Annotated in this window: 14 protein-coding genes; 10 read left to right on the forward strand and 4 right to left on the reverse strand. The window is 52.8% G+C overall.

Features of this window, described 5'->3' with window-relative positions:
- Nucleotides 1–3: 3 nt before the first annotated feature.
- The 7 genes from OOF89_RS21275 to OOF89_RS21305 all read left to right on the forward strand — a co-directional run bounded on the left by OOF89_RS21275 (nt 4) and on the right by OOF89_RS21305 (nt 6,309).
- A complete protein-coding gene (locus tag OOF89_RS21275; RefSeq protein ID WP_266082742.1) occupies nt 4–735 on the forward strand; it encodes an ABC transporter permease in 732 nt (243 codons plus the stop codon).
- Between the two features lie 35 nt (nt 736–770).
- Nucleotides 771–1,775 carry an ABC transporter ATP-binding protein gene (locus tag OOF89_RS21280; protein ID WP_266082802.1) on the forward strand — a complete coding sequence of 335 codons (1,005 nt, stop codon included), beginning with the start codon at nt 771–773 and terminating at the stop codon, nt 1,773–1,775.
- A 1-nt stretch (nt 1,776) separates the two neighbouring features.
- Nucleotides 1,777–2,451: an ABC transporter permease gene (locus OOF89_RS21285; RefSeq protein ID WP_266082744.1), complete on the forward strand. Its 675-nt coding sequence runs from the start codon at nt 1,777–1,779 to the stop codon at nt 2,449–2,451.
- Nucleotides 2,452–2,657: 206 nt separating this feature from the next.
- On the forward strand, nt 2,658–3,437 hold the full coding sequence (locus OOF89_RS21290; RefSeq protein WP_266082746.1) for a hypothetical protein: 780 nt from the start codon (nt 2,658–2,660) through the stop codon (nt 3,435–3,437).
- A 266-nt stretch (nt 3,438–3,703) separates the two neighbouring features.
- Nucleotides 3,704–4,435, forward strand: coding sequence for a DUF7344 domain-containing protein (locus OOF89_RS21295; RefSeq protein ID WP_266082748.1), 732 nt, complete (start codon nt 3,704–3,706; stop codon nt 4,433–4,435).
- Nucleotides 4,428–4,814, forward strand: coding sequence for a hypothetical protein (locus tag OOF89_RS21300; RefSeq protein WP_266082749.1), 387 nt, complete (start codon nt 4,428–4,430; stop codon nt 4,812–4,814). Before OOF89_RS21295 ends, OOF89_RS21300 begins: the two co-directional genes overlap by 8 nt.
- Before the next feature lie 196 nt (nt 4,815–5,010).
- Nucleotides 5,011–6,309 (forward strand): PQQ-dependent sugar dehydrogenase, encoded by a 1,299-nt coding sequence (locus OOF89_RS21305; protein ID WP_266082751.1) that lies wholly within the window; start codon nt 5,011–5,013, stop codon nt 6,307–6,309.
- A gap of 397 nt (nt 6,310–6,706) precedes the next feature.
- On the opposite strand, the gene OOF89_RS21310 is transcribed toward OOF89_RS21305, so the two are convergent.
- The gene (locus tag OOF89_RS21310) at nt 6,707–6,895 is read right to left on the reverse strand and encodes a hypothetical protein (RefSeq protein ID WP_266082753.1); all 189 of its coding nucleotides are present in this window, start codon (nt 6,893–6,895) and stop codon (nt 6,707–6,709) included.
- A gap of 448 nt (nt 6,896–7,343) precedes the next feature.
- Here OOF89_RS21310 and OOF89_RS21315 point away from each other — a divergent pair, with 448 nt between their 5' ends.
- The 3 genes from OOF89_RS21315 (at nt 7,344) to OOF89_RS21325 (ending at nt 10,545) form a co-directional block, all read left to right on the forward strand.
- Nucleotides 7,344–8,528, forward strand: coding sequence for a cytochrome P450 (locus OOF89_RS21315; protein ID WP_266082755.1), 1,185 nt, complete (start codon nt 7,344–7,346; stop codon nt 8,526–8,528).
- A 359-nt stretch (nt 8,529–8,887) separates the two neighbouring features.
- Complete coding sequence (locus OOF89_RS21320) at nt 8,888–9,490, forward strand: TetR/AcrR family transcriptional regulator (RefSeq protein ID WP_266082757.1); 603 nt, start codon at nt 8,888–8,890, stop codon at nt 9,488–9,490.
- 83 nt (nt 9,491–9,573) lie between these two features.
- Nucleotides 9,574–10,545 (forward strand): M48 family metallopeptidase, encoded by a 972-nt coding sequence (locus OOF89_RS21325; RefSeq protein ID WP_266082804.1) that lies wholly within the window; start codon nt 9,574–9,576, stop codon nt 10,543–10,545.
- A 211-nt stretch (nt 10,546–10,756) separates the two neighbouring features.
- Here the strand turns inward: OOF89_RS21325 and OOF89_RS21330 are convergent, their stop codons facing one another.
- From OOF89_RS21330 to OOF89_RS21340, 3 genes are read right to left on the reverse strand one after another with little or no spacing between them, the layout of a single operon-like run.
- Nucleotides 10,757–11,578, reverse strand: a complete 822-nt coding sequence (locus tag OOF89_RS21330; protein ID WP_266082759.1) for a metal ABC transporter permease — start codon at nt 11,576–11,578, stop codon at nt 10,757–10,759.
- Complete coding sequence (locus OOF89_RS21335) at nt 11,571–12,308, reverse strand: metal ABC transporter ATP-binding protein (protein WP_266082761.1); 738 nt, start codon at nt 12,306–12,308, stop codon at nt 11,571–11,573. The genes OOF89_RS21330 and OOF89_RS21335 overlap by 8 nt, the downstream gene beginning before the upstream one ends.
- Complete coding sequence (locus OOF89_RS21340) at nt 12,305–13,366, reverse strand: metal ABC transporter substrate-binding protein (RefSeq protein WP_266082763.1); 1,062 nt, start codon at nt 13,364–13,366, stop codon at nt 12,305–12,307. Before OOF89_RS21340 ends, OOF89_RS21335 begins: the two co-directional genes overlap by 4 nt.
- Nucleotides 13,367–13,672: the final 306 nt, after the last annotated feature.

Genomic DNA, 13,672 nt, shown 5'->3' on the forward strand with positions numbered 1-13,672 from the left:
TCAATGCTCGAAAGTCACCTTACGCTCTCACACGGGGTCACGCCGCTAGCGCTCGATAGTTACATGGAGTATATCGCGAAAAACCAGTCACTCCTCTGGGAGCTACTCATCAACCATATCATCGTCGTCGTCGACTCAGTGTGGCTGGCGCTGGTCATCGGCGTTCCGCTTGGAATCGTCGCTACACTCGACGATCGACTCGGGAAGGCCATTCTCTGGACGGCAGGGATGTTGATGACTGTGCCGAGCATCGCCCTGTTTGGCCTCCTCATCCCGTTCGTCGGAATCGGCAAGATTCCGGTCGTCATTGCGCTGGTGCTCTACGCACAGCTTCCCATCGTTCGCAACACGTACGTCGGTCTCACACAAGTCGACTCGGCGACCGTCGAGGCCGGACGGGGAATGGGAATGACTCGACGACAGCGTCTCCGGCGCATCCAACTCCCGCAAGCGATACCCGTCATCATGGCCGGCGTCCGCAACGCGGTGGTCATTCTCGTCGGTATCGCCGCAATCGGCGCATTTATCGGGGCGAACAACCTCGGAGACCCGATTTTCAACGGTATCAGCGAGGCCTATCCGGCGGCAATCGTCGTCTCGACTGTAGCGGTCTCGTTGCTCGCACTCGCGTTCGACTACGGTTTCGGCGTGCTGGAACAGTTGTTCCGGCTTCGAAACGGTGAGGACGTTGAACAAGCGCTTATCACGCGCATCATTCGGCGGTCGATAGCATGAACGATACACATGAGCCCAAACAGGAGGCAACGAGTATGATAACATTCGAAAACGTCACGAAGATCTACCCGGACGATACGGTCGCAATCGAGGACATCACGTTCGAGGTCGAACGAGGGACGACGACGGTTTTCGTCGGACCCTCCGGATGCGGGAAGACGACGACGATGACGTTAGTCAATCGACTCGAAGAGCCGACCGAGGGAGCAGTCTACTACGATGGAACAGACATCCAAGAGCTAGAGAAGGTCGACCTCCGACGGGACATCGGCTACGTCATCCAGGAGATCGGGTTGTTCGACCACATGACCGTCGGCGAGAACGTCGCGACGGTGCCCGAACTCCGCGGATGGGACGAAGCCCGCATCGATAGCCGTGTCGACGAACTCCTCGACTTGATGGACCTCCCGCCTGCGACGTACCGCGACCAATACCCGAACGCGCTGTCTGGTGGCCAACAGCAACGAGTCGGCGTCGCACGTGCGCTCGCTGCCGACCCGGACGTGATTTTGATGGACGAGCCGTTCGGCGCACTCGACCCGATTACGCGGGCCGAACTACAGGACGAATTCCTCGAAATTCAGGAACGCATCGACACGACCATCCTCTTCGTCACTCACGATATCAACGAGGCGTTGAAGATGGGCGATAAAATCGCAGTCTTCGACGTTGGCGAACTCGTTCAGTACGGAACACCGCGGGAAATATTGGAGAACCCTGCGAACGATTTCGTCAGGGAGTTCATCGGCGACAATCGGGCGCTCAAAGAGTTACAAATCACCCGTGTCGAGGAGATCATGCGCCCAGCAACGGTCGAGCGGGAAACGCAGGCGACCGCAGTCGATGGTGGGACTGATACCGAGACGGTATCAGTTGCGGACGTTCACGTGTCGCCGAGCGATAGTGCCGAGGTAGCGCTTTCTCGGATGATCGAAACGGATACCGAAGCTCTCCATGTGGTCGAAAACGGCGATGTCGTGGGGCAGGTCACCGAACGGGATATCCGTGACTATCGGTCCACGACCGAGGTGGGTGTGTAGTATGAGCGTTCTCGGAACACTCGATGCAGCGCTCACGTACATCCTCTCGCATTCCGATACGTTTCTCTCGTTGTTGCGGGAGCATCTCGCGCTCGTCCTCATATCGGTAGCCCTCGCCATCGTCGTCGCCATCCCATTAGGCATCCTCGCGACTCGAAACAAACACGCGAAACGTGTAGTGATGAGTGTCGGAAACGTTGCACAGACGGTACCGACACTCGCGATCATCGCTCTGGTATTCCCGCTGCTCGGCCTTGGGTTCCTCCCGTCGCTCGTCGGTCTGTTCACCTACGCGTTGTTGCCGATTCTCACGAACACTGTCACCGGTCTCGAAGACGTCGATGAGAGTACGGTCGCGGCGGCCCGTGGTATGGGAATGACCGAGAATCAGATTTTGCGAAAAATCAAGGTACCGCTCGCTCTGCCCGTTATCTTCGCCGGGATTCGGACGAGTGCGGTTCTCAACGTTGGAACCGCCTACCTCGCATTCTTCATCGGCGGTGGCGGACTCGGTGTTTGGGTGATCACCGGCATCTCCCTCTTCGATACGCCACAACTCCTTGCCGGGGCGATTCCGGGCGCGCTGATCGCAATCGGACTGGACCTACTCTTTGCCTTTATCGAACGACGACTTGGGACCGATACGGTCCAAGCACAGACGATCTCGACCGGATAGCTCGTTTTCGTCACATCGATACTAATTTGGAGGGCGAACCCCCTCTCACGAGCAGCGCACTATCTTCTCATGAACGCTAATATAGCATGGATACAGACGCTCTGAATCGACACAGTGAACTGTTAGAAGTAGTACCAAACTACATCTATCTGAGAGGTATCGATCGATATCTATATCATCTCACATAACGTATTAGATAGGTGATTATGCCGATTAACATCACCAGCATGCTCAAGCAAGGCTACAGCCGCAGTACCAAACGAAATGGGCTCATGCTCATGGGAATTATCTTCGTCGTTTCTGTCCTCAACGGCGTAGTAGGACTCAGTGTTGACCGATGGGTCACCAGACAGCAGTTTACACCCAGTGGTGTCCAGGCGGATCCGTCGTTGCTCGTCCCACCCCTTGGTGCGAGTATCGTCTCATTCGTGCTGGGCATCGCGTTACTGGTGGTAAGCATCGCGGCCATTCGCGTGTTCGTGAGCGATGAAACCGAACACCTTCCCCAAGAGTATTTCACTCGAAATATTGTGTGGGCAGGGGTCAATCTCTTCGTCGGGATGATTGTCTACGGAATCGTTGTCGGACTAGGCTTAGTCGCGTTGGTCGTTCCAGGTATCTTCCTGCTCGTGACGTTGGCGTTCTGGACGGTCTACGTGGCTGTCGAAGATCAGAACTTCATCACAGCGTTCCGCAGCAGTTGGAGTTTGACGCGGGGTTACCGCCTCAACCTCTTGTTCCTGGGTGTCGCAGTCGTGCTCCTCACAGTACTCGTCAATCTGGTCTTTGGTCTCGGAGACCTGGCAAGTGGCAGCTTCGCTGGCGATATCGTCGCCTTAGTGTTCGCACAGGCTGCGAGCGCGATCACGACGGTCTTCTCGGCTGCTGTGCTCGCAACAGCCTACACTGAACTTACCTCGCGTGACGATGAGGAGTTTGGTCAGACGAGCAGTGAGGACGCCACCGCTGGACGTCCTGCCGCCTAACACGGCTGATTTTTGAACAGGAATAGCGCAGAACCTTCTCATTAACCAAGCCACCACCCAAGATTCACACCGTACTGCTGGTGTCGTTTGATGAGCACGGCGTATTGAACGTCCGCACAGTACTTTATGTTCTGAATCCTGAATGTGGTAGGGGAAATCATGCTACACCTCTGTATTTAGCCCCTCTGTCTATACCCATCTAAACGAACCCAAGCAGACGAATGGAAGCTCAACATCGCACAATCCGACGAAAAAGGCATAACTCGATGTTCTCCGCAGTAGGAACGAGTCAACGGCGGTCAATCCTTGCAACCCTGAATGATGAGGACGCGGCGATGTCCGAGCAAGAACTCGCACTCAGGCTTGCAGAAGGTGATCAAAAAGTTCCAGAAACAGATGTTACCCCCGAAATACAAACCATCCATACGAATCTCAACCACGCCCAACTACCACTGTTAGAAGACAACGGCTTCATCGAATGGAACCAAGAGGAAGGAACCGTAACCACGACGGATCATCGTGCGTTCGAAGACCCACAGTTCGAGCGATTCCTCGAAATAGAGCACGACGAGGTAGACGATGCGTTGGCTGGGCTGGCAAACAAACATCGACGGCTTCTCCTCGCGATCCTTCGAGACACCCAGGAATCGATGTCGAAGACAGCACTGGCTCAAAAAATCCATCAACGAGACAACGAAGGGTCAAAATCTACTCAAACAGCGACCAAGGAGCTCGTTGTGATGTTGTCTCACGTTCACCTCCCCCTGCTGAGTGATGCCGAAATTGTCGAATACAACGAAGCCACGGGGCACGCAGTATACACCGAACATTCAGGGCTTGAAGAGCTAATCACACATTTTCACCGACCGTATACCCGAATCGTCACGAAGTTAGATCAGTTCTTAGGAGGATTGCTAACGACATATACAAAGGCGAGCAATCAGACAGCTGATCCCTTTGACTGGCCAACGTCTTGGAGAGATTCCACCCATGGCTAAATCACCCGAGTTGTGGGCATTCATTCTGTCCAATGCACTGTTATTCATCAGTGGAAGTATCTTGCTGGCGCTGAGTTTTCTCGCCTATTACCAAAACCCACGATCCAAATCCTATCGATATGCCACAACCGGCTTCGGAATTGTCGTTCTGGGTGGGATCGTGAGTCCAGTGTATCGGCTTCTCATACGGAATGACTATCAACTGAATGCCTCCCAACGGTTGCTCCTCCAATCCGGAAAAAACGTCTTGTTAGCAGTCGGACTAGGATTGGTCTTCTATGCGATCACCCGTCACGATCCCGGGTCGCCAACGATGGGCAATCAGGAATCGATCGAGATGGGTCTCGATGAGTTTGATGAACAGCGACATAATGAGTAAAAGTCAGTAAGTGAACGATCGTCGGTGGGGGAACTCGAGCCCTTCCCGACCCAGCCCGGATCGACTTAGTCTGTTGAGCCTCAAATCGCCTTGTTAGGCGAATCAAACGTGCTTTCGACAATATTCGTAAGCACACGAATTTCCCCGTAATTACGGCCACCAATCTGCTTTTGCTATTTGAACGCATACCATATCCATGAAACGGCGGGGGTTCCTTGAAACCGTGTTTGGAGGTGTCACGGCGGGAATTATTGGAAGCAAGCAATCCGTCGCTGCCACAGCCCAAATCCGTCCGGATAACACAAGCGGCACTGACGGAAGAAACGTAAACGACCGGATCAAGCCTATTTCGGTCAGTCTCAAAACGCTCGCGAGCGGGATGCAAGCTCCGATAGATGTCGCTTTTGCGCCGGATGCTGATCGGCGATATATCGCTGATCAGGATGGACGAATCTATGTACACGAATCGAACGGACTCCGCGACAAGCTGTTTCTTGACTTGCGAGACGCGATCGAGTTCGAGGGTGAAAAGGGACTCCTCGGTATCGCACTTCACCCTGACTTCGCGAAGAACCGTCGGTTGTTTGTCCGGTACAGCGCACCACGACGACCAGGAACTCCGGCCGACTATAGTCACACATTCGTTCTTGCTTCGTTCACGGCAAACCCCGATGGCACGCAAGCCCTCCGTGACTCTGAACGCCCAGTTCTGGAAATTCCTGAACCAGCGAGCAATCATAACGGGGGTTGTATTCGATTCGGACCGGACGGCTATCTGTACGTGGCGGTCGGTGACGGTGGAGGTAGCGGTGGGGGTATCGGCGTTCAGAGTACAGGTCAAAATGTGACTGAGGATCTTCTTGGGAGTATCCTTCGTATCGACGTCGATGGTCGAGATACGTCGACGGAATATACGATTCCCGAAGATAATCCATTGGTCGGCACAAGCGGTCGTGATGAGTACTATGCGTGGGGATTTCGAAATCCGTGGCGAATGTCGTTCGATGGGTCCGACCTCTTTGTCGGAGATGTCGGAGAAAGTCAATACGAGGAGGTAGACTTGGTCGTAAACGGTGGCAATTACGGTTGGAAGATCAAGGAGGGTACGGACTGCCTTGAAGACGGCTGCTCAGATACCGTACCCACAAATGTTCGAGGTGACGAACACCTCATCGACCCGATCATAGAGTATCCGCATTTTGGTAGGGATGTTAGCGGAGTTTCGGTTATTGGTGGCTACGTGTATCGTGGGTCGGACTTTCCGCTGTTGAATGGGACATATATCTTTGGTGACTATCTGGCGAACGGCCGGTTGTTCGCCGCGACGCGTTCCGAAGATGGCGGTATGTGGCCAACAGAATTGGTTGAAGTAGCTGACGAAGATAAAAGCAAGCTGGATCTCATCCTGTCATTTGGCCGTGACAACGATGGCGAAGTATACGTCCTTGCCATCGGAACCGACGGTGGTGGGTTCCATCGGTTGACCCCTCCCTGAATCCCTCGGTATACATTCAATTTCGTATACCAGACGGCCTAGGAAATGGAGTCACCACTTCCTATCATAATCCTTTCTGACGGCGAGGGGAACTACCCGCGGTCGGCTACCGCATCTGTGATCGGAATTATGTGATCGAGTCGATCGAGAAGTCACCGTCTGGAGAGCGCGATTTGGTTCTAACGACACTGTTCACATCATCTACTCACGAGATGTTACAGGAGAGATCCACCTTTCAGTGATCTATATTGACGTCCTTCAAGACGATATTCTGTAGTTTAAGCGGTTTCAACAGGAGTTGGCACAGTGGTTCCAGCAACATAGTAGCACGTGAAACTCTCCCCGCGGTAAACGACAGAGGATCCCACGCCCGATGACGCTGGATTGGGAACTCGATTTAGAACAGGATGCTATCGTAGGAAGCCGATGCAACACCACCGATGACACGATCACAGTGGGGACAAACGACCAGTCCAGAGGACCCGTTCTTCGTCTCACTGGTCTGGAGAAACCCGACGTCGTCATCAGTCGTAATCGTGCTATCACACTCGGGACATCGAGCACTGTCGATAGAGTTGAGCGGCATTTGTGAATGCAACAAAGTGGCCTAAATCAGTTTTTCTCTTGAGATAACGCAGACCTTCGAAACTGTATAATGTTCGGAACAGAACACCGAACTCGTGAATATCCGTGAAAAGCGTTCTGAGAGTCAGCACGTTGAGGGCAAGTACCTGCAATGCCCTCGGGCACGCGAAGAACGCCAAAACGAATGACGTGATGGTCACACGACTTGGCTATCGAGAGGCTGTAACCCACTATGGTTGTGTAGTAACGTTAGAACTGGTTCACTGAGGAATGACTGCGAAGATACCATTTTTGCGGGAATTGATCGTGTATCACTATGAGAGATACACAGTTGAGAGTGGGATATATTATAGACGCTATCTAAAATAGATGTAACACATAAAATACGTTAGTTATACATTTGTTATTTAACCAATGGATTGATATTCTACCGAACGTTCAGTAAACACATGGCATCCTCAGACCAAGACGGTGTGATTCAGGATCCATTGCACCAGCCGCAGCCTGAAGAATTGTCCACAGATAAGGCACAGCTCCGTAGACCGAGTTGGTACGCCGAGATGCGTCAAGAACAACCCGTGCGATACGATGAGGAGCGTAATCGGTGGGACGTATTCCGTTATGAAGACGTCAATGCCATCCTTCGCGATCACGAAACGTATACCACTACTTTTGGCAATACCACCGAAGGGAAGTCGATGTTTACGGAGGATCCACCCGAACACGGACGCCTCCGTAATTTCGCGAGTAATTGGTTCTCTCCGCGCACGTTGAGAGAAAAACGGCCACGTTTCGAAGAGATCGCTGACGAGCTTATCGATGAGATCGAGCCGGGGAACGTCGATATCATCTCGGAGTTCGCACATCCGTATCCAGTCACTATTATTGCGGAGTCGCTAGGGCTTCCGATCGAAGACTACGAACAGTTCATCGAATGGTCCGACGCGTCCTTACGTGTGCCCCCTCGAACTGATGACGATGAGATGGCAACCCCCGAAGAGCAGGAAACGGCGATTCGGGAGATGAGTCAATATTTCTCAGAACTAGTTCATGAACGCGCCGACGGGGATGGCAGCGACCTGATTACGATTGCCGCGACAAACGACGACTTGAGTCACAAAGAGAAGGTTACTTTCTGCCACGGAATCCTCGTCGCGGGGAACGTCACGACGATCAACCTCATCACGAACGCCCTCTGGTGTTTCGAAGAATTCGATCTAATCGACGATATCCGTTCGGGGGCAATCGATCGAAAGCAAGCGATCGAGGAGGTCCTTCGCTACCGGTCTCCCGCGCAGTCTCTAGTACGAAGAACGACGCAACCCGTGGAAATCGGCGGCAAGGAGATTCGAAAAGGCGAGTTGGTTACTGCGTGGACCGGATCTGCAAACCACGACCCAGCAACGTTTGATGCTCCTGAGGAGTTCCGTCCCGAGCGAAAACCGAATCGTCATATTTCGTTCGGGGGAGGCATTCACATCTGCTTAGGGGCACCCCTCGCTCGATTAGAAGCGGATATCGCTCTTGAGAGGCTTCTCGATCGATTCGAAGTCGTCGAACCAGATCTCTCTGATCTGTCTCCTCAAGCGACTCCATTCGGTCTCCAATCCCTCCCCTGCTATCTAGAGAAATAGAAACCTAACAGTTGCTCTGTAAGCCCAATACATCAGTATTCACGCGATGGCACCGTCGCTCGACTGATCTAGGTTCGTTTGGAGGTCGCACGTCGAATTGGGGATTTCGATCTTTCATATCCTACTTACCGACCGTTCAGCAAAGACGGTATCCGGGATTTGTCTTCGTTAGACTGTCAAACGCAGGTACAACAAAGGTTGAATGTAACGGTGTGAATTTCTCCTCGAGTCATAAACAGCTGTTACAAATTATCAATAGGTAATCTCCCCCTCGCCGTTCCAGCGAAGTGTTTTTGCCATCAAATACCCATTCGGTAGATAGAAGAAAAAGTGATACCGATGAAAGTGTGGGCGAAATGATGACATCGGATTCATCTGGAAGAGAGTGGAGCAAATCCGAAGAACGGATTATGGAATCAACGCATCGTGCACTACTCCGATATGGGTATGCACAACTCTCTATTTCGCGGATAGCCTCCGAATTGGACCAATCGAAAGCCTCCCTGTATTATCATTATGACTCGAAAGAGGACCTCTTACTATCATTTCTGGAGTACGTAACCGATCAATTAGAATCGAATATCTATACGGATAATGACGAACCTCCAAGTCAGGAACTTGAACGATTCATAGAGACGCTTCTTCCGTTACAACTTGACGATGATGAGAGCCAACTACGAGCTGCAATGGTCGAACTCCGTGCACAGGCAGTAAAAGACGAGGAGTTCCGTGAACAGTTTACGGAGATCGATGACCGAATCGTAGACCACCTCGAAAAGATCATTGATCGAGGGATTGACGAAGGCGAATTTCGAAACGTCGATGCCACACGAATTGCGGAACACATCTTTGCAACGATCAATGGGGTAATGTACAACCGAGCAACGACCAATCGAGAAAACGCATCCGCAGCAGTTCGCGTCTCGCTGTCATCATATGTCAACAAAGAGCTATATCGTTGATGGACGTGAAAATACGAATATTTTAGAACTACGACTTGCATTTAGCTACCGTGATTTCTAGACCGACCAGACTTCAAGCAGGAATGATCGCCGCCATCGTTGGACTGTTCCTCGTCACAGGTGGATTCCTCATGGGAGTTTGGGCGGTCTTCTACGGCATCCTCGTTTTGTTGGACATGGCGTCTGCCATGCAGATAGCGTTCGGTATTACTGTTATGACGCTGTTGACAATTGGCTATCTCGAGTACACACATCTCGAGACAATCGAGCGGCTTGCAGATGCCCAACCAGTAGATCGAGAAACGGCACCGGAATTATACAAAACGGCAACACGGGTCGCTGCTCAACTCGATATTCCTGTGCCGACAATCGCTATCTCAGAGCGTACTGCTCCCGAGGCACTAGCCGTCGGCTTCCGACCGGAAAATATCCATTTAGTACTTTCACTTGGAGCCATCAATACACTAAGCAAACAAGAGGAGATGGAGGCAGTAATTGCACATGAACTTGCTCATGTGAAAAACCGGGATGCAATGGTCATAACGGTCGTGTCGCTCCCTATTGTTCTCGCTGATGGATTGCGATCGCGAATCCTTACTGACGGTCTGAATACACGATTTGGGCAGCTAAAGGACATGGGATGGGGCGCAATCATAACGATCCCTCTTGCATTTCTGTCGAATATTGTCTGGACGGTTGGAAGAGCAATCATGGCTCGTTTTTCCAGAACCAGAGAGCTAGCGGCAGATCGGTCAGCTGTCGAGGTGACTGGATCTCCGATTGCCTTAGCCAGTGCACTCAAGCGACTCGATCAGGAAATCAGTGAAACGCCTGAGCGCGATCTCCGAGAAGTTTCAGGTGTTTCGTCGTTGTCGATTCTCCCACTCGAACCGAGAGAATTGGAAAAAGTAATGCTCGGGCCGGAGGGTGACATCGAACCGTCGTATTGGTGGCTCCGAAAACGCCTCCATCGGTTCCGTCGCTGGCTCTTTACAACTCACCCACCAACTGAAGAACGTCTCGAAATGCTCGCCCAAATCGAACGCAACCAATAGCGGGATATCTATTCAACTTTCTCGATTACTTCCCAATTCAAAGATTCGAGATCACCAACTCGTTCGGATCAACCGCCCAACGTTCTAGCCGATCAACCCACGATCACAATCCCTCACAGACAGCTTCTAGATCACGATATCCGTCTATCATTCGCACCATGCGACCTCCCCAATCGACACGTGATTTCCCAAGACAGGGACTGAAGAATTGTCACCGAAAGATGAGAACCATCAACACGAACACGAAAATTGCGACCAGCACGATCGTTCCGCCAGCAGCCAGTCCGTAGGCATACGAGAGCGTGATTCCAATGATAACGGCGATTTCGCCGATGATTACGCCTAGGACAATCGACTGGCGGAAACTCTGTGCGACCTGCGCCGCGGCAGCAACGGGAACGACCAGCATCGCCGCAACGAGGATGACACCCATTATCTGCATGGCCGCGACGACGACCAACGAGGTCAACACGACGAGCAATCGATTGTACCGTCGTACCGGAATTCCGGACACACGGGCCGCCGTCTCGTCGAACGTGACGGCGAACAGTTGTCGCCGCGTCACGCTGACGACACCGACCACCAACGCCGACAGCGCAACCATCACCTGGACGTTTTTGAACGTGACTGTCGCCAAACTGCCAAACAGATACTGGTCGATACCCACCGCGATACCACCGTCAGATACACTGATCAGGACGCTTCCGAGGGCGAATCCAGCCGATAGCACAATTGCCATCGATACGTCACCGTACGCGTCGGTGTGCTCCGCGAGCGCTTGAATTGCCAATGCCGCAACCACCGAGACTACCAGCGCGGTAAGATACGGTGACACAACGACGTTCAGGCTTCCAAGGAACAGCCCAACCGCAACTCCTGCAAAGGCCGAGTGAGCCAACGTGTCGCCGATGAGGGCCATTCCCCTGTGGACGAGAAATGAGCCCACGAGAGGTGCAACAAGACCGACACAAAGTCCGGCCACAAGCGCAAGGCGCATGAACCGATAGCTCAGCATCTCCCCAAGATCAATCATGGTCGTGGTGAAGTCGGCGCTGATTTGCACCGTACGCGTCGGTCAGCACGTCACTGGCTTCGAACTCGTCCGTGTTCCCGTGGAAGTATAGCATTCGGTTCAGGCAGGCAACTTTGTCCGCGTGTTCGGTGACGACGCCAATGTCGTGCTCCACGAGAATGACTGTCAAGCCGTCCTCGTTCAGGTCGTGCAGAAGGGCGTAAAACTCCTTGCGAGATTCGGCATCGACACCGACGGTTGGTTCGTCCAACACAAGAATCTCTGCGTCGGCAGCCACCGCGCGAGCAATGAATGTACGCTGTTGCTGGCCGCCGGAGAGTCGGCCGACCCGACGATCCGCGAGGTTGGCGATTCCAACAATTTCCAAGGCGTGTTCGATGGCTCTTCGATCTTTCTCCCCAGCGAAACCGAACCCGAGGTGAGAACTCCGACCTGCGGCGACGATCTCTCTAACCGTCACCGGCATTCCCGAAACCGCCGCCACGTCCTGCGCGACGTAGCCGACCCGTCCATCCTTTCGTCCCTCTTGAGGCGGCTGGCCAAACAGACGAACCGACCCCTCGTCTGGTTCGTATAGGCCGAGGACGAGTTCCAACAACGTGCTCTTTCCCGATCCGTTCGGTCCAACGAGTCCGAGAAACTCGCCGTTTTCAACCACTAACGAAACGTTCGAAAGCACGGGGCGATCACCGTATCCGAACGACATCTCTTCGATTTCGATGGCCGTCATTTCACACCAAGGGCCGTTTTCAGAGAGGGGAGATTGACCCGTTCCATGATTTCGATGTAGCCCCATCCTTTCTTATTCCATTCCTCGGTGACACCGGGTATTGGCGTAACTGGCAAGTGGTCTTTTGCGTTGGTTTCCGAAACGAGTTGTTTCGCGGCCCTGTTAGACTCGAACACCGGCGCGAGGATGTGCTCGATGCCGTGTTCCTCAACGAGTTTTTGCGCACGTCGAACGTCCGCAGGACTCGGCGAGGCATCCGGCGCGAGTCCAGTTAGCGCATGAATTTCGAAGTCATATCGCTCGCCGAGATACTGGAAGGCGTTGTGTCCTGCGACGAGAACTGTGCCTTGCTTCCTCGATTCGAGTTCGGATTGGAATTTTGCATCGAGTTCGTCCAGTTGATTTCGGTAGTTCGTCGCGTTTTCGGCGAGCACATCATCGGAGAGGCCGTCTACTTTCGAAAGACCGTCTTCGATCGTTGTAACTGCCTCTTTCGCCCGTTGCGGGTCGAGCCAAAAGTGGGGGTCACTCGTCCCATGGTTGTGTTTCTCTTCGTCTGTCCCATGATCGTGGTTTCCTTCGTCCGTTCCGGAGTCAGTTTCGTCCCCGTGGTTTTCGTTGTGTCCGCCTTCCTCCTCGTGGTGTTTGCTTTGTTTTTCTTCATGGCTCGGCGGAGATAGGAGGTCGATGTCGTGTCTGGCCTCGATAATGGTGCTTTCGGGGCGTTCGGATTTCACGTTCTCCACCATCTTGTCGGCCCACGGCTGAAATCCCTCACCCATGTAGACGAGGGCGTCGGATTGGAGTGCGTCCCTCTGCACTTGCGCCGATGGCTCCCACCCATGGCCGTGCTGCCCGATTGGAACCAAACTTTCGACGGTCGTGGCGTCTTCCGTGACATTTCGCGCGAAATCAGTCAAAACAAAAAATGATGTTCGAACCGTCGTCTGACTCTCAGTATCGTTGCCGGAAGAGGCACCGAGGCAACCAGAAACGGCTCCGCTTGTGATCATCGCAGTTCCGATCTCAAGAGCACGTCTTCGAGTGAGTGTCGTCATTGATTCGTTGTTAACGTTGATCTTCTAGTTAATAACTACTACTATACGAATTCGAGAAGTTATTAATAATGTCACTCTCCGATTCCCTCTATTTACCGTTATAATCGACTACCGTCGATATCGACAAATGACAACGATGTAGCGAAGTATCAAGGACGAAATTTCCACCCCAACGCGTTTCTCTAAATCGAAACTTCGGAGCCACGTCGACATTCTGCAGTCATTACTTTGCCTGCGAACGCATTTCAGAGGGGATAATTAGCTATCATCTCGGCGGCTATGACCGCAGAGGGGAACCATTTGTAT

Source organism: Haladaptatus caseinilyticus, from assembly GCF_026248685.1.
Classification (GTDB): Archaea; Halobacteriota; Halobacteria; order Halobacteriales; family Haladaptataceae; genus Haladaptatus; species Haladaptatus caseinilyticus.

Coding starts and splice junctions, on each gene's coding strand:
- OOF89_RS21275 (WP_266082742.1), top strand. CDS start 4: ATGCTCGAAAGTCACCTTACGCTCTCACACGGGGTCACGCCGCTAGCG.
- OOF89_RS21280 (WP_266082802.1), top strand. CDS start 771: ATGATAACATTCGAAAACGTCACGAAGATCTACCCGGACGATACGGTC.
- OOF89_RS21285 (WP_266082744.1), top strand. CDS start 1,777: ATGAGCGTTCTCGGAACACTCGATGCAGCGCTCACGTACATCCTCTCG.
- OOF89_RS21290 (WP_266082746.1), top strand. CDS start 2,658: ATGCCGATTAACATCACCAGCATGCTCAAGCAAGGCTACAGCCGCAGT.
- OOF89_RS21295 (WP_266082748.1), top strand. CDS start 3,704: ATGTTCTCCGCAGTAGGAACGAGTCAACGGCGGTCAATCCTTGCAACC.
- OOF89_RS21300 (WP_266082749.1), top strand. CDS start 4,428: ATGGCTAAATCACCCGAGTTGTGGGCATTCATTCTGTCCAATGCACTG.
- OOF89_RS21305 (WP_266082751.1), top strand. CDS start 5,011: ATGAAACGGCGGGGGTTCCTTGAAACCGTGTTTGGAGGTGTCACGGCG.
- OOF89_RS21310 (WP_266082753.1), bottom strand. CDS start 6,895: ATGCCGCTCAACTCTATCGACAGTGCTCGATGTCCCGAGTGTGATAGC.
- OOF89_RS21315 (WP_266082755.1), top strand. CDS start 7,344: ATGGCATCCTCAGACCAAGACGGTGTGATTCAGGATCCATTGCACCAG.
- OOF89_RS21320 (WP_266082757.1), top strand. CDS start 8,888: ATGACATCGGATTCATCTGGAAGAGAGTGGAGCAAATCCGAAGAACGG.
- OOF89_RS21325 (WP_266082804.1), top strand. CDS start 9,574: ATGATCGCCGCCATCGTTGGACTGTTCCTCGTCACAGGTGGATTCCTC.
- OOF89_RS21330 (WP_266082759.1), bottom strand. CDS start 11,578: ATGATTGATCTTGGGGAGATGCTGAGCTATCGGTTCATGCGCCTTGCG.
- OOF89_RS21335 (WP_266082761.1), bottom strand. CDS start 12,308: ATGACGGCCATCGAAATCGAAGAGATGTCGTTCGGATACGGTGATCGC.
- OOF89_RS21340 (WP_266082763.1), bottom strand. CDS start 13,366: ATGACGACACTCACTCGAAGACGTGCTCTTGAGATCGGAACTGCGATG.